Raw genomic sequence first — 20,317 nt, 5'->3', positions numbered from 1 at the left:
GCCCCCGGCACGGCACAACCGTTCGGAGAGAGAAGCCGTGTCCGCTGAATTCCCGTACGTTCGCCCCCGCCGGCTGCGCCAGAGCCCGGCGATGCGCCGCCTGGTCGCCGAGACCCGGCTGCACCCGGCGGAGCTGATCCTGCCCGCCTTCGTCAGCGAAGGCATCACCGAGCCGAAGCCGATCGCCTCGATGCCCGGCGTGGTCCAGCACACCCGGGACTCCCTGCGGAAGGCCGCGGTGGAGGCGGCCGAGGCCGGTGTGGGCGGCATCATGCTGTTCGGCCTGCCCGAAGTGAAGGACGCCGTCGGTTCCGAGGGGACCAATCCGGACGGGATCCTGCAGCAGGCCATCCGCGACGTGGTCGCGGAGGTCGGCGACCAGCTGGTGGTCATGTCGGACCTCTGCCTGGACGAGTTCACCGACCACGGCCACTGCGGCGTACTGGCCGAGGACGGCAGTGTGGACAACGACGCGACCCTGGCGCGCTACGCCGAGATGGCCGTGGTCCAGGCCGAGGCCGGTGTCCACATGGTCGGCCCGTCCGGCATGATGGACGGTCAGATCGCCGTCATCCGCAGGGCACTGGACGAGGCCGGTCACCAGGACGTCAGCATCCTCGCCTACACCGCCAAGTACGCCTCCGCGCTGTACGGCCCGTTCCGCGAGGCCGTCAACTCCTCGCTCAAGGGCGACCGCAAGACCTACCAGCAGGACCCGGCCAACGCCCGCGAGGCCCTGCGCGAGCTGGAGCTGGACCTCGCCGAGGGTGCGGACCTGGTGATGGTCAAGCCGGCCATGCTGTACCTGGACGTCCTGCGGCAGGTCGCCGACGTCTCGCCGGTGCCGGTGGCCGCGTACCAGATCTCCGGCGAGTACTCGATGGTGGAGGCCGCTGCCGCCAACGGCTGGATCGAGCGGGAGCGCACCATCCTGGAGACGCTCACCTCGATCCGCCGGGCCGGCGCCGAGCAGATCCTCACCTACTGGGCGGTCGAGGCCGCTCGGATGCTCAAGCGGCTGTGACTCGCCCGCTCGCCTCCGGGGCGCTGTGACCCGGCACCGGCGCGCTGCCCGGCAGACGGAAGGCCGGGCCGCTCCCCGTGGGGAGCGACCCGGCCTTCCGGCGTCCTACTTCCAGCCGTTGATGTGGGCGAAGCCCTCGCCGCCGCCGACCAGGTCGGTGGCGGTGGCCGCGCCGCCGCCCTTGCCGCCGGCGGTGACGTCGGAGGTGTGGGCGACGCCCCAGGCACCGCCGGCCACGAACGGCTCGTCGGCCGAGGCGGTGATGCCCTCGCCGCCCACGAGGCCGACGTGCGCGAACGCCGGGGTGGCGGCGCCGGCGAGCGCCAGCGCGGCGGTGGCGGTCAGGGCGGCCTTGGCCAGCCTGCTCTTCATGGATCTGCCCTCTCTGTGGGAGCGCCCCCGCGGGCGCTCTGCCTCTGACTCGTGCTCTGACTCGTGATCACATCCCGCCCGTCCGGCCCGGCGCCCCACGCACCGGGCCGGACGGGCGCTCACCCGGCCGGGCCGTCGGCTCGGTCGGATTCCTCGTCCCGCAAGCCCGGAGGGCCCGGGGAGACCTTCCTCCCCGGGCCCTCCGTCCGTGCCATGCCCCTTGATCAGCCGATCAGGTGCGAGACACCCGCGTCGCCCGAGGACTGGGTGTTCTGGCCGACGTTGCAGATCTGCTTCGGGGTGCTGTTCAGGACGGGCACCTCGACCGGAACCGCGAGGCCGAGCGCGGCGGCGACGGCGATGTTGTGGATCTCCGGCAGGCAGACGTTCGGGTTGTCCAGGGTGTGGAAGTTCGGGCTGCCGTTGCCGTGGGTGCCGGTCTGGTTGGTGCCGCCGTTGCCCTGGACGGAGGTGGCGGCGCCATCCGAGTCGGCGATGGCGGAGGCCGAGCCCGCGGACATCGCGAGGGCGGCGGCGGCCAGGCCGGCGGCGGCGAGGGACTTCTTGATCATTTCCGGTTTTTCCTCTCGGGGGTGAATCGGGGAGCGATTCGGGGGTGGTTCGGGGTGGTTCGGGGAGCGGTGCTGGGGAGAGCAGCGCGGGGAGCGGTCAGCCGATCAGGTGGGACACGCCCGCGTCGCCGTGGCTCTGGGTGCCCTGCCCCTGGGTGCAGTACTGCTTGCCGCCGCTGTTGGCGATCGGGACCTCGATCGGGACCGCGATCCCCCCGACCGCGCCCACGGCGATGTTGTGGATCTCCGGGAGGCAGACGTTCGCGTTGTCCAGGAAGTGGAAGTTCGGGCTGTTGTTCCCGACGGTGCCGGTGAAGTTGCTGCCGCCGTTGCCCTGGATGGTGGCAGCGGCGCCGTCCGCGTCACTGATGGCCGAGGCGGGCGCGGCGGCAGCGGCCAGCGCGGCGACGGCCAGGCCGGCGGCGGCGAAGGACTTCTGGATCATGGGGTGATCCCTCTCTGAAATGCTTTCGGATTTCCGTGCGTAGCAACGCGTAGAACGCTCAGACCCGGTCTGCAGTCACTGACGTCCAGATCAAAGAATGACGGCACGGAAGGTTACGGGGATTTCTGAAAAGAGTCCGGGAGGCGCGTCCAAGGGTGGTTTCCGGTCGGATTACTAGGCCGAATTGGTTAACGCCCGCAATCCGAACTCGCGGTCACTCGTTGAGGCAGATTGTTTTCCGGCTGCGGCCCCGCAGCCCTTCCCCCTGGATCTCCAGTACGCCTTCAGTACGGACAGGCAGAACGGTGAAAAGCATGAAGTTCTCCAAGCGGGCCGGCGCGATGCTGCTGGCGGTCGGTGCGGGCGTGCTCGCCTCTCAGGGAGCGGCCTGTGCCGCCCCGGTAAGCCCCGGCCAGGTCGGAACCCTGGAGGACAAGCTGGCCACCCAGCAGGTGCCGGCGGACGTGCCGCTCGCCCCGTTGGGCAGCCACGTCCACTCCGACATCCCGACCTCGCTGCTCATGCCGCCGGTGCCCGGCCGGACCACCGACAACGGGCTGCTCCCGGACCACCTGGTGCCCCAGCTGACCACCGGCAAGGTCGGCCCGAGCGCCAAGGCTCAGCTGCCGCTGCCGCTGGTCGACCAGGGTGCCGACCTCGGCGAGGTGCTGCTGGAGGCCCCGGCCGCGCCGCTGAACGCCAAGACCCCCGGCCTGGACGTCGGCAAGCCGCTGGCGCTGGTCCACGACGGCACCGGTCAGCTCGCCGACGGCCGGCTTAAGGTGGACGAGGTGGACCCGCGCCTGGTGCCCGGCGCCGTGCAGACCGTGCCCGGGGCCACCGCCAGCCTCGGCGGCGACCAGAGCCGGCTCTCCGCCACCGATGAGGTCAACGACCTGGCCGACACCACCACCGCGACGGCCACCGGCGTCCTGCAGCGGACGGACCTGGCCGACACCACCACCGCGACGGCCACCGGCCTGGTCCAGCAGAGCGGGCTCGCCGGTCTGACCAAGCTCTGAGCCGAGCCGCCCCGGGCACGGCGGAGCCCGGCACCCTCCTCGTATCAGGGGTGCCGGGCTCCGCCGCGTCCGGCCTCAGCCCGGCAGGACGCCGGTCAGCCCGCCGACCAGCGGGAGGTCCTTGACGCCCCCGCCCGCGCTCAGCGGACCGGTCAGCGTGCCGGTGCCCAGCGGGGCCAGGCCCTGGTCCGGCTGGACGGTCGCGCCGTTGTTGAGCACGTCGGCCGAGGAGTTGGCCCACGGGTCCAGGCGCAGGCTCTTGATCGGCGCGACGCCGTAGCCGAGGCCGGACGTCGTCCCGTTGAGCGCCTGCCCGACGTCCGTCTTCGCCAGCGTGGTCGGGCCCGCCGCGGGCGCCTGGCCCGAGGCGGTGGCGGCCTGCGCCGAACCGGTGCCGAGCAGCACCACGGCACCCACGGCGGCGGCCAGGCCGGCGCCGCTCTTCATCGAAACCATCGAAACCATACGGATCACCCTTCGGTGGATCGGGGTCCCGGACGGTCGGGTGTCCGGGGATGCCGAACTGCCCCCCGGCCGGCTGGTCGGGGGGCAGTACGGCCGAAACGCGTGCCGATCGGTGATCAGCAGTCGTCCGCGGGCTTCGGGTGGGCCTCGGCGTTGACACAGGTGTTGCCGAACGCCGGGTTCAGCGCACCGACCAGGCTGATGCTGTTGCCGCACAGGTTGACCGGGATGTGCACCGGCACCTGGATCTGGTTGCCCGAGATGACACCGGGGGAGCCGGCGGCCACGCCCTCGGCGCCCGCGCTGGCGGCGGCGGAGCCCGCCGCGCCCAGCACCAGGCCGGCAGCGGCGGCGGACAGGACGGCGGCCTTCTTCATGTTCTGCATGGGGATTGATCTCCTCGATCACGCACGGGTGGAGCGTGTCGCGCCCCGACGCAGCGGGCGCGGCACGGGCTCGGTGAATCAGCTGTCGCCGGTGCGGCGACCGCCGGTTCAGCCGACGTTGGCGCAGTGGTTGCCGAACGCCGGGTTCAGCAGGCCCCCGACGTTGACGGTGTTGCCGCAGATGTTGACCGGGATGTGAATCGGCACCTGGATCTGGTTGCCCGAGATGACACCGGGGGAGCCGGCGGCCACGCCCTCGGCGCCCGCGCTGGCGAACGCTCCGCCGGCGGCACCGAGCACCAGACCGGTGGCGGCCAGCGACAGGGCGGCGGCCTTCTTGAGGTTACGCATTGTCTTTCCTCCGATTTCTGCCCGACGGAAGGGAAATGTCGGGTGCCGGGCGAGCGGGAATACTCACCCGAAGGGTTCAGGGATTGCCGTGATTGTCACTCCGACGGCGCACACCGGCGTGTTCCGCCCATGGCTCGGGCGTCGCCGCAGCCGCCGCGTTGTTCCAGCGCCTGGCGAACGATTCCCGCACGGCCGGGAACGGTTCGGGCGAGGCGCGACCAGGAATTCCCGGTCAGGCGTTCAGGCGGTGTCGCCGAACGCCGGGTTCTGAGGGGCCCGCCACGTCGACCGACTTGCCGGTGGCCTCGGTGCCGACGAGGCCGTGGGCGAGCTGCGCATGGGCGGTACTCGATTCAGGAGCAGGGCCGGGTGGATCGTCTTCGTCAGGGAGAACGAGGCAGCGCGCGGAGGGAAACGGTCCGGCCCGTCGATCGCCCGAGATCACCCGAATGCCGGTCACCGGCCCCCATTGGGCCAGGCGGGTGACAGTATGCGCACCGTCGCAACCGCCCCGGACGGGTCTCGTTCTAGATGTCGCACTCCCCGTGCATTTCTGTTGAACAGTCAGGAGGCTCACATGAGCGTCAAGAAGACCGCCGCCGTTGGCGCGGCCGTGGTGGGCATCGTGGCCGCCGGCGCCGGCACCGCGATGGCCAGCTCCGGCGCCGAGGGTGTCGCCGCGGGTTCCCCCGGTGTCATCTCGGGCAACCAGATCCAGGTTCCGGTGCACATTCCGGTCAACCTGTGCGGCAACACCGTCAACGTCGGGGGCCTGCTGAACCCGGCGTTCGGCAACCACTGCGCCAACGTGGGCTGATTCCACCTCCGGTTCGGCCGGTGAGAGCCGCCGTTCCGCGCTTCCCTCCTGGGGCGCGGGGCGGCGGCTCTTTTCGTGCGCCCGCCGCTGTCGCCGCGTCAATGCGCGGTGGTGTCACAAGCCTTGTTGCACTACTTGTCAGTACCTAGAATGTGAGACCTGCTCACCTTTCCTGCCCCTCTCTTGCTCCGCGCCGCTCGGCGCCCCCGGCCGGGCGGTTCCCCCACCCCCCCGCAAGGAGTCGCGTGTGATCAGGTTCCGCATCCCAGCGGCGCGGCGAACGCGAACGGGCGCATCCCGGTCCGCGGCGCTGCTCGCCACCGGCGTCCTCGTCGCCGCCCTCGGTCTGGCGGGCGCCCCCGCCGCCCTCGCCGACACCACCCCGACCCCGGCGCCCGACGCCGTCCGCCCGGCCGCGATCGTCGCCCTCGGCGACAGCGCCATCTCCGGGGAGGGCGCCGGCACCGACACCAACGACGGCTACTTCCCGGAGACCGACAGCCCCACCAACTACTGCCACCGCCATCCCAAGTCGGAGATCTTCACCACCGACATCCCCGGGGTCACCCCGATCGACCTCGCCTGCTCCGGCGCCCAGACCGGTGACCTGGTGAGCGACCCCGAGCTGGCCAAGATCACCGGCTCGGGCAGCGGTGACTACGGTGAGCCCAAGCAGGACGTCAAACTCGCCGACACGGCGGCCAAGTACGACGTCAAGCTGGTCGTCGTCACGATCGGCGCCAACGACGACTTCGACTTCAGCGGCATCATGATGCACTGCCTCGCGCAGTACTTCCCGATCCCCAAGGACCAGGGCTGCCGGGACACCATCGGCAGCGACGAGATCCGCCAGCGCGCCAAGCGGGTCCAGCCCAAGGTCGTGGCCGCGCTGCAGAACATCCGGCAGACCATGCGCAGGGCCGGTTACGCCGACTCCTCGTACCAGCTGGTCTACCAGTCGTACTTCAACCCGATCACCCCGGACATCCGGCGCAACGACTACCTGGGCAAGATCGCCGACGGCTGCCCGGCCTTCCCGGAGGACCTCGCCTGGGGCCACAACTGGGTGGTGCCGACGTTCAGCGACGCGCTCCGTGGCGCGGCCGAACAGGTGCCAGGCGTAAGGTACTTGGACCAGCGGAGGGTCGCCTTCGGGCACGAGGTGTGCGCGGAGTGGACCAGCTCGCCGTACGAGTACACCAACGGGGACGTCATCAACCTCTCCGAGTGGGCGCGCAACGGCTGCGACTCGCAGATCGGCATCCCCGGGCTGTGCATGAACATGGTCCGCCAGTCGTACCACCTGCGGGTGGCCGGCTACCGCGGTGAGGGCGTCTGCCTCGGCCAGTTCTTCGCCGAGCCCGACCAGCCGGAGGCGTACTGCACCCTCAACCAGCAGAACACCACGTCCATTCAGCCGCTCACCCCCGGCAAGCCCTTCGGCGACGTCCCCGAGGACGGCTCCTGGTACCAGCTCACCAACGCGGCCACCGGCAACGCCCTCGACCTCACCGGCGGCGGCACCTACGGCGACTCCACCAACGGCCGGGCCGCCATCAGCTACCCGGCCAGCGGCGGGCTGAACCAGTCCTTCGTCCTGGAGGCCAAGGCCGGCGGCAGCTACGAGCTGGACTTCAGCGGCAACCGCGACATGTGCCTGGACGCCAACGCCGCCGCCACCGCCGTCGGCACCCGGATCCAGCAGTGGGGCTGCAACGGCGGCGCCAACCAGCACTGGATCTTCAAGCCGGCCGGCAACGGCAACTACGAGATCGCCGACTCCGCCGACCCCACCAAGGTCCTCGCCGCCGGCGCCAACCTCGACGCCAAGGGCAACCCCTACGTCGAACTCGCCCAGGACACCGGCGCCCCGGCCCAGCTCTGGCAACTCACCAAGCTCGGCATCGTCTACCTGCACAGCTGACGCAGGCCCCGGAGCACCTCAGGCCGTCGCCGCCCCCAGCCGGGCGGCGACGGCCGCGCTCATCGGGGAGGGCGGCGGGGGAGGGCGGGGCCGGCGGGGGCGTGCCGTAGGCTCACGGGAAAATCGTTGCGCCGGAGCCGCGCGCACCTTGAGCGGGGCGGGGAGTACCCAGAGCAGATGAGCACGGCATCGAGCATCGAGTCGTCCAGTACCGAGCCCGAGTCGCCGGCGGCGCCGGCCGAGAAGCGGACTGAGGAGCGGGCGGGCCGGGTGCCCGGTCGGTTCGGGGCGCTGGTGGACCGCTTCGCGCCCGCGCTGGGCGCGTACGCGGTGGTCAAGGCGATCGGTCTGACCGTCTTCCTGGTGCTGCTGGAGCACACCGGGGACTACCTGAAGAAGCAGGTCGGCCGCGGCGGCGGCACCCACGCGTGGGACGTGCTGGGCACCTGGGACGGCGTCTGGTACCAGCGGATCGCCGAGAACGGCTACGACCCGCAGCTGATCCCGCTGCACGGCTGGCCGCTGGCCACCTACTACGAGAACTCGGCCGCCTTCTTCCCGCTCTACCCCTGGCTGATGCGGCTGGTGGGCGCGGTCACCGGGCTCGGCCCGTACGGCTCCGGGATCGTGGTCTCGGTGGTCGCCTCGCTGGTCGCCGCGGCCGGGATCTTCGCGATCGCCGAGCGGCTCGGCGGCTTCCGGGCGGGTGTGATCGCCGCGGTGATCTGGGGCCTGTTCCCGGGCTCGGGCGTGGAGTGGGCGATCTACTCGGACTCGCTGTTCGTGGCGCTGTCCGCCTGGGCCTGCTACTGCGTGATGACCCGCCGCTGGCCGGCCGCCGGCCTGCTCGCACTGGTGGCAGGCCTGAACCGGCCGACCGCCGCGGCGCTGATCGCGGCCGTGTCGATCGCCGCGCTGGTCGCGCTGATCCGCCGTACCGACGGGGTGGCCCGCCCGCTGACCGCGATGCTGATCACCCCGTGGGGCCTGATCGGCTACGTGGCCTGGGTCGGCTGGCGGATGGGCGACTGGGGCGGCTACTTCAAGCTCCAGCGCGGCGCCTGGAACCGCTACTTCGACTTCGGCGCCTCCACCCTCCGCACGATCATGGACGTGATCACCGGTCACTGGGACTTCTGGCAGTCCAACCCCGTCCCGGACCTGATCGCGATCGCCCTGCTGATCGCCCTGCCCGGCCTGCTGGTGCTGCTCTGGCGGGTCCGCCCGCCGCTGGTCCTGTGGGTGTACACCGCGATGACCATCTTCACCGCGCTGAGCAGCAACCAGATCTTCGGCAACATCTCCCGCTACCTGCTGCCCGCCTTCCCGCTGTTCATCGGCCTGGCGGTGGCGCTGCGGCGGGTGCGGACCCCCTCGCTGATCGGCCTGTTCGCGATGCCGGCCATCGCGGCGGGCTGGTACGCGGGGTATGCGCTGTTCGAGTTGGGTATCCCGTAACCCGGGTGTTGGTTGGCAACGGGATCATCCGGCAGCAGACGGGCCGTTGCTAACCTCGGACGTATGACGACGACCCCGCCCGTGCGCCAGATTCGCGACATCTCCGGCCTGATGGACCACGCGAGCCACGTGCTGGCGACCCGGATGGCGGCCGCCTTCACCGAGCTCGGCATCACGCCCCGCGCGTACTGCGTGCTGTTCCACGCGCAGGAGGCCGAGCGCACCCAGATCCAGCTGGCCGAGCTCACGGACCTGGACAAGACCACCATGGTGGTCACCGTCGACGAGCTGGAGAAGGCGGGCCTGGCCGAGCGCCGCCCGTCCGCCACCGACCGCCGGGCCCGGATCATCTCGGTCACCGAGGAGGGCGCCCGCGCCGTGGTGAAGGGCACCGCGATCGCCGACCGGGTGCACCGCGAACTCCTGGAGTCACTGCCGCAGCCCGAACAGGACGCCTTCGTCTCCGCCCTCACACGCCTGGTGGACGGGCACCTCGCGGAGCCGGTCGAGAGCGACCGCACCGTCCGCCGCGCCCGCCGCCCCCGGGGGCAGTGATCCGGTACCGCACCCCCATGGCTTGCTCCCGAGATAGATAGTCCCGAACAAGACAATCTGATAGCGTCCCTCCCGGTACTCGACGAACCGGGAGACCCGCCATGACCACGCACGCCCCGGCCGCGCCCGACGCGGCGGCCGCGACCCCCGTCCGCTCCCGCGCACTGGCCCTCGCGGTGCTCTGCGCGGGGATGCTGATGATCATCCTGGACGGCTCGATCGTCACCGTGGCGCTGCCCGCCATCCAGAACGACCTGCACTTCTCGCCCGCCGACCTCACCTGGACGGTCAACGCCTACCTGATCGCCTTCGGCGGGCTGCTCCTGCTGGCCGGCCGGCTCGGCGACCTGATCGGCCGCAAGCGGGTCTTCGTCGCCGGACTCGCCCTCTTCACCGCGGCCTCGCTGCTCTGCGCCCTCGCCACCGGGCAGGGGGTGCTGATCGCCGCCCGCTTCCTGCAGGGCGTCGGCGGCGCGATGGCCTCCTCGGTCAGCCTCGGGATGATCGTCACGCTCTTCCCCGAGCCGGGCGAACGCGGCCGCGCGATCGGCGCGTTCAGCTTCGTCGGCGCGGCCGGCGCCTCGATCGGCCAGGTCCTCGGCGGCGTGCTCACCCAGGCCCTCAGCTGGCACTGGATCTTCCTGATCAACCTGCCGCTCGGCCTCGCCGCCGCCCTGCTCGCCGTCCGGGTGCTGGAGTCCGAGCGCGGCCCGGGCCTGCGGGCCGGCGCCGACGCGCTGGGCGCCGCGCTGATCACCGCCGCCCTGATGCTCGGCATCTACACCATCGTCGGCACCGGCGCGCACGGCTGGGCCTCCGCCCGCACCCTGGGGCTCGGCACGCTCTCGCTCGCCCTGCTGGCCGCCTTCCTGCTCCGCCAGGCCCGGGCCGCCCAGCCCCTGCTCCCGCTGCGGATGTTCCGCTCCCGCAGCGTCTCCGGGGCCAACGCCGTGCAGATCCTGACCATCTCCGGGATGTTCGCCTTCCAGATCCTGGTCGCCCTCTACATGCAGCAGGTCCTCGGCTACGGCGCGGCCGCCACCGGTCTCGCCATGCTGCCCGCCGCGGTCGCCATCGGCGCGGTGTCGCTGCTGCTCTCGGCCCGGCTGAGCGCCCGGTTCGGTGAGCGCGCGGTGCTGCTGGTGGGCCTGGCCGCGCTGGTGGTCGCGCTCGGCCTGCTGACCCGGCTGCCGTCCGACGCCGACTACGCCGCCCATCTGCTGCCGACCATGCTGCTGATCGGCGGCGGCGGGCTGGTGCTCTCGGCGCTCGCCGTGCTCGGCATGTCGGGCGCCGGCCCGGAGGACGCGGGGACCGCCTCCGGCCTGTTCAACACCAGCCAGCAGGTCGGCGGCGCGCTCGGGGTCGCGGTGCTGACCACCCTCGCCGACGGCCGCACCGGTGCCCTGCTCGCCGCCGGGCACTCCGCGCCGGACGCGCTCACCGGCGGCTTCCGGCTCGCCTTCGCGGTGGCCGCCGGGCTGCTCGCGGTGGCGCTGGTGCTGGCGGCGGTGGTGCTCCGACCGGCCGCCAGGAACTGACAAATGAGCACGTTATGACGAGTCGTCAGCCTGTGGAGCCCCGGCCCGCGTTCAGCGGGTCGGGGTTCGGCGCTACGGCCAGACCAGGCAGTACAGCTGGTGCCCGGCGTCGTGCAGCCGGTTGGCGAAGTCCTGCCACTCGTGCAGCATGCTGTAGATCACGAAGGCGTCGCGCGGCCCGCGCCGGTCCGGGACGGTGGACCAGATGAAGGCGGCCGCGCCGAGCTCGGTGACGTCGGCCTTGCGGAGCGGTTCGACCACGTTGTGCGGGAGCTGGACGACGGCGTAGTCGGGGTGCAGCACGACGAGTTCCAGCGGCGGGACCTGGTGCAGCGGGACGCCCTGGATGCCGGTGAGGACCATGGCGCTCATGGTCTCCGGCTTGATCTTGGTGGAGAGGTGGCCGGTGGGGGATCCGCTGGTCTCCATCAGGTCGCCGAGCCGCCCCAGCGCGCCGAGTTCGCCGGCGTCCAGGCCGAGGCCGCCCGGGCCGAGGGCGGTGGGGACCCTGGCGGCGGTGGCGCGGTCCGGTGCGCCGAAGTACTTGTACGTCACCCCCACGCGTCCCTCACCCCGCCTCTCGCCGCCGCGGCGACCACGACCCGTACCCGCTCCCGTACCCCCGCGTGCGGCTTCGGCGGGCCTGCGGGAGCCCCCCGCGGCCTCGTCGTAGCCGTCCTGCGCCTCGGACACTCGGACCATCCTCACCGGAATTCGCCGGAATCGACAGACCCCCGCACGCCCGGCGTCCCTCCGGACGTGCTCCTTACCCGTCATGCGCCGCCGTACCCACTCGCGGGCCGTACCCACTCGCGGCACACAGCAGTCCTCTCCACACCCCTGCACACAACCGGAGCGCTCGCGCACTCTGTGTACACAGTCTGACTGGTCCGTGCTCCGGGGCAGCCAGCGGCCCCGTCCGTACGGACAACCCGTCACGGACAACCGTACAGACAACGGTGCCCGGATCATCGTTCCAGATGATCGGGCCGGACATGCAGAGCTCAAGGACACGATTTGAGACCATGTCTCCCGTGAGCTACCCCTACGAAGCCCCCCAGTCCCAGTCGCTCTTCGATCGCGCCTCCGTGGTCACGCCCGGCGGCGTCAACTCCCCGGTGCGCGCCTTCCGCGCGGTCGGCGGCACGCCGCGCTTCATGGTGTCCGGCACCGGCCCCTACCTCACCGACGCCGACGGCCGTGAGTACGTCGACCTGGTGTGCTCGTGGGGTCCGATGATCCTCGGCCACGCGAACCCCGCCGTGATCGACGCCGTCCAGCGGGCCGTCGCCAACGGCACCTCCTTCGGCACGCCCGGCCAGGGCGAGGTGGAGCTGGCCGAGGAGATCGTCGCCCGGGTCGCCCCGGTCGAGCAGGTCCGGCTGGTCTCCTCCGGCACCGAGGCCACCATGTCCGCGATCCGGCTCGCCCGCGGCTTCACCGGCCGCGCGAAGGTGGTCAAGTTCGCCGGCTGCTACCACGGTCACGTGGACGCGTTGCTGGCCGCCGCCGGTTCCGGTGTGGCCACCTTCGGCCTGCCGGACACCCCGGGCGTCACCGGTGCCCAGGCCGGCGACACCATCGTGCTGCCGTACAACGACCTGGCCGCCGTCGAGCAGGCCTTCGCCGCCCACCCGGGCGAGATCGCCTGTGTGATCACCGAGGCCTCGCCCGGCAACATGGGCGTCGTCCCGCCGCTGCCCGGCTTCAACGCGGGACTGGCCCGGCTCTGCCGGGACAACGGCGCGCTGTTCATCTCCGACGAGGTGATGACCGGCTTCCGCGTCTCCAAGGCCGGCTGGTACGGCCTGGAGGCGGCGAACGAGGGCTGGGCGCCGGACCTGCTGACCTTCGGCAAGGTCATGGGCGGCGGCTTCCCGGCCGCGGCCTTCGGCGGTCGCGCCGACGTGATGGCGCACCTGGCCCCGGCCGGCCCGGTCTACCAGGCGGGCACCCTGTCCGGGAACCCGGTCGCCACCGCGGCGGGCCTGGCCCAGCTGCGCGGCTGCACCGACGAGGTGTACGCGACGGTGGACAAGGTCGCCGCAGAGGTCTCCGGCCTGGTCGCCGAGGCGCTCACCAAGGAGGGCGTGGCGCACCGCCTGCAGACCGCCGGGAACATGTTCTCGGTGTTCTTCACCGAGGCCCCGGTCACCAACTACGACGAGGCCCGGACCCAGGAGGCGTACCGTTTCACCGCCTTCTTCCACGCGATGCTGGCCGAGGGCGTCTACCTGCCGCCGTCCGCCTTCGAGTCCTGGTTCGTCTCGGCGACCCACGACGCGCGGGCGATCGAGCGGATCGCCGCCGCCCTGCCGGCCGCCGCGCGCGCCGCTGCCGCCGCCACGGTCTAGCCGCCACGGCCCAGTCCACCCCGAGCCCCAGGAGCAGTTGAGAAGTGAGCGCCAAAGAGATCACCGTCGTCCACCTGATGCGCCACGGCGAGGTGCACAACCCGGAGGGCGTCCTGTACGGGCGGCTCCCCGGCTACCACCTGTCCGAGCTGGGCCGGGAGATGGCCGAGCGGGTCGCCGAGGACCTGGCCGGCCGGGACATCACCCACGTGGTGGCCTCCCCGCTGGAGCGCGCCCAGGAGACCGCCGCGCCGATCGCCAAGTCGCACGGCCTGGACATCGCGGTGGACGAGCGGCTGATCGAGGCGGAGAACGTCTTCGAGGGCAAGACCTTCGGCGTCGGCGACGGCTCGCTGCGCAACCCCGGTTACTGGAAGTACCTCACCAACCCGTTCAAGCCCTCCTGGGGCGAGCCGTACCTCGACCAGGTGGTGCGGATGATGGGCGCGCTCGGCGCGGCCCGGGACGCCGCCCGCGGGCACGAGGCGGTCTGCGTCAGCCACCAGCTGCCGGTCTGGATCGTCCGCTCCTTCGTGGAGCGCCGCCGGCTCTGGCACGACCCGCGCCGTCGGCAGTGCTCGCTGGCCTCGCTGACCAGCTTCACCTTCGAGGGCGACCGGATCGTCTCGGTCGGCTACCGCGAGCCGGCCCGCGACCTGCTGCCGGCGCACCTGGTCGGCAAGGGCGGCAAGGGCAAGCCGGTGGGCAAGAGCTTCGGAGCCTGAGCCCGCGGCGGCTTCGGAGCCCGAGCCCGCGGCACCGCGCGTACGAGCATCCGCCACCGCGTGTAAGCCCTGGGTAAGTATGGCTTCGGGCCACCCGGCAACCGCCGGGTGGCCCGGTTCCGTTGCAGGTCAGATGGGGTGCGGCGCGCAAGGCAGGACCCCGGCGAACCTGCCCGGAACTCCATGCGAAACTTTTCACATGTCCGCCATGACGCGCCCCCGTCCCCGTGTCGCCGCAGCCGCTGCCACCGTCGCCGCCGCTGCGCTCGTCCTCACCGGCTGTTCCTCCTCGGGCTCGTCGAGCAGCGGCGAAGGCCAGGTGGGCTTCGTCACCGTCACGGGCACCAACCTGTCGAAGGCGGACGCCGGCAAGCGCGGGGACGCGCCGGACATCACCGGGGAGACCCTGGAGGGCAACCAGGCCAAGCTCTCCGACTACCGCGGCAAGGTCGTGGTGCTGAACGTCTGGGGCTCCTGGTGCGGGCCGTGCCGGGCCGAGGCGAAGAGCCTGCAGACCGTCTCGGAGAAGTACAAGGACCAGGGCGTCCAGTTCCTCGGCATCAACACCCGGGACACCGACAAGACCAACGCCGTCCGCTTCGAGCAGGAGCAGGGCGTCACCTTCCCGAGCATCTTCGACCCGGCCGGGACCCAGCTGCTCAAGTTCCCCAAGGGCAGCCTCAACCCGCAGTCCATCCCGACCACCCTGGTCGTCGACCGCGACGGCAAGCTGGCCGCCCGCGCCGTCGGCGGTACGACCGAGGACGCGCTGGAGTCGATCCTCCAGCCGGTGGTCGCGGAGCAGAAGCAGTGAGTGGGGCACTGCGGCTGGCCGAACTCCAGCTGGCCGACACCACCACGACCATGCAGAGCGGGGCGCTGCTGGCCGCGGCGCCGATCGCGCTCGCGGCCGGGCTGGTGTCGTTCTTCTCGCCCTGCGTGCTGCCGCTGGTGCCGGGCTACCTGTCGTACGTGACCGGCTTCTCCGCCGCCGATCTCGCGGACGCCCGCGGCTCGAAGCGCGGCCGGATGCTGCTCGGCGTGGTGCTGTTCATCCTCGGCTTCACCGCCGTCTTCGTCTCCACCGGCGCGCTGTTCGGCTTCTTCGGCCAGGAGCTGCAGGACTACAAGCGGCCGATCAGCATCGTGCTGGGCTCGCTCACCGTCGTGATGGGCCTGGCCTTCATGGGCCTGATCCCCGGCCTGAACATGCTGGAGGTGCGCTCGCACCGCCGCCCCGCCGTCGGCCTGCTCGGCGCCCCGATGCTGGGCGTGGTCTTCGGCGTCGGCTGGACCCCCTGCATGGGCCCGACCCTGACCGCGGTGCAGAACCTGGCCCTCAACCAGGCCGACGCCCAGCGTGGCGCGCTGTTGACGACCTTCTACTGCCTGGGCCTCGGCGTACCGTTCATCCTGGCCGCGGTCGCCTTCCGCCGGGCGCTGGGCGCCTTCGGGTGGGTCAAGCGGCACTACCCGCTCGTCATGCGGATCGGGGGCGGCATGCTCGTCGCGGTCGGTCTGCTGCTCGTCACCGGGATCTGGGACTCGATGATGAGCGAACTGCAGTCCTGGACCGCCGACTTCCGGATCGGAATCTGACCGTGAGCAAGACCACGACCGAGACCGAGCTGCCCCCGGCGCCGGACGACACCGCCGCCGAGCGGCTCAGCACCGCGCCGGTCGAGTCCGAGGGGCCCACCGGCATAGGGGCGTTCGGCTGGGCGCGCTGGATGTGGCGCCAGCTGACCTCGATGCGGGTCGCCCTGATCCTGCTGTTCCTGCTGTCGCTGGCCGCCATCCCGGGCTCGCTGATCCCGCAGAACGGCCAGAACCAGTTCAAGGTGCAGACCTGGAAGGCACAGCACACCACGGTCGCGCCGATCTACGAGAAGCTCCAGCTGTTCGACGTCTACAGCTCGGTCTGGTTCTCCGCGATCTACATCCTGCTGTTCATCTCGCTGGCCGGCTGCATCATCCCGCGCACCTGGCAGTTCGTCGGCGTGCTGCGGTCCCAGCCGCCGGCCGCGCCGCGCAACCTGACCCGGATGCCGGTCCACGCGGCCTGGCGCACCGAGGCGGACGCCGAGAAGGTGAACGCCGCCGCCCACCGGCTGCTGCGCAAGCGCGGCTTCCGGGCCAACCTGGCCGGCGGCGCGGTGGCGGCCGAGAAGGGCTACCTGCGCGAGGTCGGCAACCTGCTGTTCCATCTGTCGCTGTTCGCGCTGCTCGGCGGCTTCGCCTGGGCGAGCCTGGCCTCCGGCACCGGCGGCAAGCTGATAGTCGAGGGCCAGGGCTACTCCAACACCATCACCCAGCTCGACGACTTCACCGGCACGCGGTTCTACAACAACCAGGACCTCGACCCCTTCTACCTGAAGCTCGATGACTTCACCTCGAAGTTCCAGAACCAGGGCGACCAGATCGGCGCCGCCCGGCAGTTCACCGCGAACGTGGAGTACTACCAGGGCAGCGACGAGTCGAAGCTCAAGAAGGGCACGATCGAGGTCAACCACCCGCTGGAGATCGGCGGCAGCAAGGTCTACCTGATCGGCCACGGCTACGCCCCGGTCATCACCGTCCGCAACGGCAAGGGCGACGTGGTCTACCACGACGTCGTGCCGTTCCTGCCGCAGGACGCCAACCTGACCTCGACCGGTGTCGTGAAGGTCTCCGACTACGGCACCGGCCCGGACGGCAACAAGACCCAGCTGGGCTTCTCCGGCTTCTTCCTGCCGACGGCGCCGGTGAGCTTCGCGGGGACCGGCCCGGTCTCGCTGTTCCCCGGCGACGCCGAGCCCGAGCTGGTGCTGAACGCCTTTTCCGGGGACCTCGGCACCGACTCCGGCCTGCCGCAGAACATCTACCAGCTGAACACCCGCAAGCTCACCCAGATGAAGGTGGACGACCAGCCGGCCAAGGCCCGGCTCAAGCCCGGCCAGGGCTGGACCCTGCCGGACGGCTACGGCAGCGTCACCTTCGAGGGCTACAAGCAGTGGGCGAGCTTCAACGTCTCGCACCGCCCCGGCAACGCGATCGCGCTGACCGGTGCCGTCATGGCGATCCTCGGCCTGATCGGCTCGCTGTTCATCCAGCGCCGCCGGATCTGGGTGCGGGCGGTGGCCCTGCCGGGCGGCGGTACCCAGGTGGAGCTGGCCGGTCTGGGCCGCAGCGAGTCGGCGAAGATCGCCGAGGAGCTGGCCGAACTGGCGGTCGACCTCCAGGACGACGCCCCGGCGTCTGCGGACGACGCCCCGGCGTCTGAGGACGACGCCCCGGCGGGCGAGGGGGAGACCCCGGCGGCCGAGGACGAGAACGGATCCGCGCCCGGGGAAGACGACCGGGCACCAGAAGATCACGCAGCAGAAGACCCCACAGCCCCTGCCGACCAGAACTCCAAGGAGTAGACGGTGCATCTCGCCTCGGGGGTCGACCCACAGCTGGCCGACCTCTCCAACAAGCTGATCTATTCGGCGATGGCGGTCTACACGATCGCCATGTTCGCCCACATGTTCGAGTGGACGTTCGGCAGCAAGGGCGCGGTCGCCGTCCGCTCCAAGGAGCAGTCGGGCAGCCTGGCCGAGACCGTCGCCGCCGCGGAGCCCAAGGCCGCCAAGCGGGTCACCGTCACCGTGGCCGGGGCGAAGGGCGGCACCACCACGCTCACCCGCACCGTCCTGGCGGGCGAGGGCGCGACCGTCGTCACCGGCGGTCGCGGCGACGACGAGGTGGACGGTCCGGGCGCGGCCGGCACCAGCGAGAAGGCCGACCTGGCCGGCCGCATCGCGGTCTCGCTGACCGTCCTGGCGCTGCTGCTGCACGGCGGCGGCATCGTCGCCCGCGGCCTGTCGGTGTCCCGCTGGCCGTGGGGCAACATGTACGAGTTCTCCTGCGCCTTCGCCTTCGCGATGACGGCCGCGTACCTGGTCCTGCTGGCCGCGAGGAAGAACGTCCGCTGGCTCGGCCTGCCGGTCGTCGTCGCGGTGCTGCTGACCCTCGGCATCGCCACCCAGGTGCTGTACACCGACTCCGAGCAGCTCGTCCCGGCGCTGCACTCGTACTGGCTGGCGATCCACGTCTCCACCGCGATCTTCTGCGGCGGCGCCTTCTACGCGGCGTTCATCGCCACGCTGCTGTACCTCGGCAAGGACTCCTTCGACAGGCGCATGGCGGCCGGCCTGACCACCGGCCCGCTGGGCACCGCGCCCTCGATCTGGCGCCGGCTGCCCGCCGCCTCCACCTTCGACAAGCTGTCCTACCGGATCAACGCCCTGGTCTTCCCGCTGTGGACGTTCACCATCATCGCGGGCGCGATCTGGGCCGAGGCGGCCTGGGGCAAGTACTGGGAGTGGGACCCGAAGGAGACCTGGTCGTTCATCACCTGGGTCGCCTACGCCTGCTACCTGCACGCCCGTGCGACGGCCGGCTGGAAGGGCCGCAAGGCCGCGTACCTGGCCCTGGCGGCCTTCGCCTGCTGGCTCTTCAACTACTACGGCGTGAACATCTTCGTCACCGGCAAGCACTCCTACGCGGGGATCTGACCGGGGGCACCCACCCACCGGCCCGGCTTTCCGCAGGAGGTAGCCGGGCCGAGGTGCAACAGGGGTAGTTCGTGCCGGCCGTCCGTGCCGGTACGGGGAGGAACGAGGAGGAAATCGCGCAATGGAGTGCGACGAGGTCATGCTGACCGTCCGAATCACCGCCGCCGAGCAACTGCTGCTCCGCCGGCTCGCCCAGGGACACCGAAGCGACGTTTCCGAAGTGGTGGCCGACGCTCTGCTGGACATCATCCCCACGCTCAGCGCGCCGGGGGACGCCTACCGGCTGCTGAGCGCCCTCGCCACGCCCGCGCCGTGCGCCCTGACGGTCTGGCTGCCGACCGCCCTGGCCGACCTGCTGGTGCCCGGCGCGGCCCGGATCGCCCAGATCACCGACGTCCGGATCGAGTCGGCCAGCGCGGCTCTGGGCGCGGCGCTGCGGCTGTGGCTGGCCCAGGATCCGGTCCGGCTGGCGGCCAACCTCAGCGTGATGCACGCCGGGCGGCGGCCGGCCGCGCTGGTGGCGGCGTAACGGGAGAGGGCCTGACCCTTGGGTCAACTCGCCAGCGGTAGCCGGGTGCTGCCGAGGCCCGGGGTGGCGGGGCGGCCGTCGAAGGCGTCCCGCCGGACCGGCACCCGCGGGCCGTCGACCGGTTCGGTGAGCAGCCGGCACTCGGCCGCCGTCCGCCCGTCCTGGACCAGCCGGACCAGTACGGGCGTACGCCGGCCGTCCGGCGACTGCTCGCGCACCGCCCGGACGAAGCAGGGCCGGTCCAGCTCGATGTAGTGGTCGAAGGAGGTCACCAGCTCGACCGGAACCACCGGCTCGGGGTGGTGCAGCCGTTGGGCGGCCTGCCGGGCGGCCTCCAGCACCAGCATCCCGGGGACGTGGTCCAGCTCGTGGTCGAACAGCACCGGGTGCCCGGCGTCGGCCCGCAGCAGCCAGGTGTCCGGCCGCAGGGTCGGGCTGAGCACCACGTCCGCGGGCTGCGCCCGGCCGACGAGCTCGGGCGCGGCGGGCTCCGGCGGCCGCGGCGGGATGACGGGCCGGCGCCCGGGCCCGCGCAGCCGCTCGTACGAGGCGGGGGTGATCACCCGCAGCTGGCCGGAGCCGTGGCCGATCCGCAGGCCGTCCCGGGTGATCTCGGCGTGCACCCGCAGCGAGGCCAGTCGGCCGTGCCGCATCCGGACGTCCTCGCAGCCGACGGTCAGCATCAGCGAAGCCGGCCCGGCGGTGACGGCGAGGCCTGGCAGGCCCGCCTCGCCGAGCGCGTAGCCCAGCTCCTCCATGACGAAGTGGTGTCCGCGCGGCACCCCGAAGCCGGCGTGGCCGATCAGCAGTCCGGCCTGCCGGACGGTCTCGGCCACCAGCACCGGGTCGTGGTAGCGGTCCCCGGGCAGCCGGTAGAAGCCGTGCAGCCGGGGCCACTGGGCGCCGAGCAGGAAGTCGTACGGGCCGGTGGCCTGCCAGCCGGTGAGGAAGACCTCGGACACCGAGGCGCGGTGCACCAGGTGCCGGGAGACGGTCCGGTCGTGGAAGTCGTAACCCGGGTTGGGGAGGGCGGCGGAGCCGGGGTGGGCGTACGGGCCGCCGGCGTCCGGCTCTACGATCAATGGCATGACTGGCCCCGCTCCAGGGTGTCGGTCGAGCGGCCGCTACGGACGCCCCACAGCAAAACATACATACCACCCGGTTTGTGTTCTGTGGTCGGGGTCACCCCGGCCGCAATGCCCGGCCTGACCACGCTACCCGGCCTCTGGACTGCGGGAA

22 protein-coding genes are annotated in these 20,317 nt (G+C 71.7%); 14 read left to right on the top strand and 8 right to left on the bottom strand.

What is annotated here, in order from left to right:
• Nucleotides 1-37: 37 nt before the first annotated feature.
• Nucleotides 38-1,024 (top strand): porphobilinogen synthase, encoded by a 987-nt coding sequence (hemB, locus tag ACZ3UD_RS04005; RefSeq protein WP_465581906.1) that lies wholly within the window; start codon nucleotides 38-40, stop codon nucleotides 1,022-1,024.
• 105 nt (nucleotides 1,025-1,129) lie between these two features.
• Here the strand turns inward: hemB and ACZ3UD_RS04000 are convergent, their stop codons facing one another.
• The 3 genes from ACZ3UD_RS04000 to ACZ3UD_RS03990 all read right to left on the bottom strand — a co-directional run bounded on the left by ACZ3UD_RS04000 (nucleotide 1,130) and on the right by ACZ3UD_RS03990 (nucleotide 2,413).
• Nucleotides 1,130-1,396, bottom strand: coding sequence for a hypothetical protein (locus tag ACZ3UD_RS04000; protein WP_465581904.1), 267 nt, complete (start codon nucleotides 1,394-1,396; stop codon nucleotides 1,130-1,132).
• A gap of 224 nt (nucleotides 1,397-1,620) precedes the next feature.
• A complete protein-coding gene (locus tag ACZ3UD_RS03995) occupies nucleotides 1,621-1,968 on the bottom strand; it encodes a rodlet layer protein (RefSeq protein ID WP_465581902.1) in 348 nt (115 codons plus the stop codon).
• Between the two features lie 97 nt (nucleotides 1,969-2,065).
• A complete protein-coding gene (locus ACZ3UD_RS03990) occupies nucleotides 2,066-2,413 on the bottom strand; it encodes a rodlet layer protein (protein ID WP_465581900.1) in 348 nt (115 codons plus the stop codon).
• Nucleotides 2,414-2,727: 314 nt separating this feature from the next.
• Between ACZ3UD_RS03990 and ACZ3UD_RS03985 the strand changes: the two genes are divergently transcribed.
• Complete coding sequence (locus tag ACZ3UD_RS03985) at nucleotides 2,728-3,435, top strand: hypothetical protein (RefSeq protein ID WP_465581898.1); 708 nt, start codon at nucleotides 2,728-2,730, stop codon at nucleotides 3,433-3,435.
• 75 nt (nucleotides 3,436-3,510) lie between these two features.
• On the opposite strand, the gene ACZ3UD_RS03980 is transcribed toward ACZ3UD_RS03985, so the two are convergent.
• The 3 genes from ACZ3UD_RS03980 to ACZ3UD_RS03970 form a co-directional block, all read right to left on the bottom strand.
• On the bottom strand, nucleotides 3,511-3,882 hold the full coding sequence (locus ACZ3UD_RS03980) for a hypothetical protein (protein WP_465581896.1): 372 nt from the start codon (nucleotides 3,880-3,882) through the stop codon (nucleotides 3,511-3,513).
• Between the two features lie 134 nt (nucleotides 3,883-4,016).
• Complete coding sequence (locus tag ACZ3UD_RS03975) at nucleotides 4,017-4,286, bottom strand: chaplin (protein WP_465581894.1); 270 nt, start codon at nucleotides 4,284-4,286, stop codon at nucleotides 4,017-4,019.
• A 108-nt stretch (nucleotides 4,287-4,394) separates the two neighbouring features.
• The gene (locus ACZ3UD_RS03970) at nucleotides 4,395-4,637 is read right to left on the bottom strand and encodes a chaplin (RefSeq protein WP_465581892.1); all 243 of its coding nucleotides are present in this window, start codon (nucleotides 4,635-4,637) and stop codon (nucleotides 4,395-4,397) included.
• Nucleotides 4,638-5,214: 577 nt separating this feature from the next.
• On the opposite strand from ACZ3UD_RS03970, the gene ACZ3UD_RS03965 reads away from it, so the two are divergent.
• From ACZ3UD_RS03965 to ACZ3UD_RS03945, 5 genes are all read left to right on the top strand, one after another.
• Nucleotides 5,215-5,454, top strand: coding sequence for a chaplin (locus tag ACZ3UD_RS03965; protein ID WP_465581890.1), 240 nt, complete (start codon nucleotides 5,215-5,217; stop codon nucleotides 5,452-5,454).
• Nucleotides 5,455-5,701: 247 nt separating this feature from the next.
• Nucleotides 5,702-7,378 carry an RICIN domain-containing protein gene (locus ACZ3UD_RS03960; RefSeq protein ID WP_465581888.1) on the top strand — a complete coding sequence of 559 codons (1,677 nt, stop codon included), beginning with the start codon at nucleotides 5,702-5,704 and terminating at the stop codon, nucleotides 7,376-7,378.
• Nucleotides 7,379-7,555: 177 nt separating this feature from the next.
• Nucleotides 7,556-8,836: a hypothetical protein gene (locus ACZ3UD_RS03955; protein ID WP_465581886.1), complete on the top strand. Its 1,281-nt coding sequence runs from the start codon at nucleotides 7,556-7,558 to the stop codon at nucleotides 8,834-8,836.
• Between the two features lie 63 nt (nucleotides 8,837-8,899).
• Nucleotides 8,900-9,391: a MarR family winged helix-turn-helix transcriptional regulator gene (locus ACZ3UD_RS03950; protein WP_465581884.1), complete on the top strand. Its 492-nt coding sequence runs from the start codon at nucleotides 8,900-8,902 to the stop codon at nucleotides 9,389-9,391.
• A gap of 101 nt (nucleotides 9,392-9,492) precedes the next feature.
• Nucleotides 9,493-10,932 carry an MFS transporter gene (locus ACZ3UD_RS03945; RefSeq protein ID WP_465581882.1) on the top strand — a complete coding sequence of 480 codons (1,440 nt, stop codon included), beginning with the start codon at nucleotides 9,493-9,495 and terminating at the stop codon, nucleotides 10,930-10,932.
• A gap of 72 nt (nucleotides 10,933-11,004) precedes the next feature.
• Here the strand turns inward: ACZ3UD_RS03945 and ACZ3UD_RS03940 are convergent, their stop codons facing one another.
• Complete coding sequence (locus ACZ3UD_RS03940) at nucleotides 11,005-11,487, bottom strand: hypothetical protein (protein WP_380608401.1); 483 nt, start codon at nucleotides 11,485-11,487, stop codon at nucleotides 11,005-11,007.
• Nucleotides 11,488-11,957: 470 nt separating this feature from the next.
• Here ACZ3UD_RS03940 and hemL point away from each other — a divergent pair, with 470 nt between their 5' ends.
• The 7 genes from hemL (at nucleotide 11,958) to ACZ3UD_RS03905 (ending at nucleotide 19,078) form a co-directional block, all read left to right on the top strand.
• Nucleotides 11,958-13,286, top strand: a complete 1,329-nt coding sequence (gene hemL, locus ACZ3UD_RS03935; protein ID WP_465581880.1) for a glutamate-1-semialdehyde 2,1-aminomutase — start codon at nucleotides 11,958-11,960, stop codon at nucleotides 13,284-13,286.
• Between the two features lie 77 nt (nucleotides 13,287-13,363).
• Nucleotides 13,364-14,011, top strand: a complete 648-nt coding sequence (locus tag ACZ3UD_RS03930; RefSeq protein ID WP_380608723.1) for a histidine phosphatase family protein — start codon at nucleotides 13,364-13,366, stop codon at nucleotides 14,009-14,011.
• A gap of 199 nt (nucleotides 14,012-14,210) precedes the next feature.
• Nucleotides 14,211-14,825: a TlpA family protein disulfide reductase gene (locus tag ACZ3UD_RS03925; protein WP_465581877.1), complete on the top strand. Its 615-nt coding sequence runs from the start codon at nucleotides 14,211-14,213 to the stop codon at nucleotides 14,823-14,825.
• A 50-nt stretch (nucleotides 14,826-14,875) separates the two neighbouring features.
• On the top strand, nucleotides 14,876-15,610 hold the full coding sequence (locus ACZ3UD_RS03920; protein ID WP_465582070.1) for a cytochrome c biogenesis CcdA family protein: 735 nt from the start codon (nucleotides 14,876-14,878) through the stop codon (nucleotides 15,608-15,610).
• 2 nt (nucleotides 15,611-15,612) lie between these two features.
• Nucleotides 15,613-17,415, top strand: a complete 1,803-nt coding sequence (gene resB, locus ACZ3UD_RS03915) for a cytochrome c biogenesis protein ResB (protein ID WP_465581875.1) — start codon at nucleotides 15,613-15,615, stop codon at nucleotides 17,413-17,415.
• A gap of 3 nt (nucleotides 17,416-17,418) precedes the next feature.
• Complete coding sequence (ccsB, locus tag ACZ3UD_RS03910) at nucleotides 17,419-18,549, top strand: c-type cytochrome biogenesis protein CcsB (RefSeq protein WP_465581873.1); 1,131 nt, start codon at nucleotides 17,419-17,421, stop codon at nucleotides 18,547-18,549.
• A 121-nt stretch (nucleotides 18,550-18,670) separates the two neighbouring features.
• Entirely contained in the window at nucleotides 18,671-19,078 is a 408-nt protein-coding gene (locus ACZ3UD_RS03905) for a hypothetical protein (RefSeq protein ID WP_380608396.1), read from the top strand.
• Nucleotides 19,079-19,101: 23 nt separating this feature from the next.
• On the opposite strand, the gene ACZ3UD_RS03900 is transcribed toward ACZ3UD_RS03905, so the two are convergent.
• Nucleotides 19,102-20,166: a ScbA/BarX family gamma-butyrolactone biosynthesis protein gene (locus tag ACZ3UD_RS03900; RefSeq protein WP_465581870.1), complete on the bottom strand. Its 1,065-nt coding sequence runs from the start codon at nucleotides 20,164-20,166 to the stop codon at nucleotides 19,102-19,104.
• Between the last annotated feature and the right edge of the window lie 151 nt (nucleotides 20,167-20,317).

The sequence above is a fragment of the Kitasatospora sp. NPDC023118 genome (assembly GCF_055560875.1).
The sequence above is the reverse complement of the archived record's forward strand: the minus strand, read 5'-3'. Positions and strand labels throughout refer to the sequence as shown.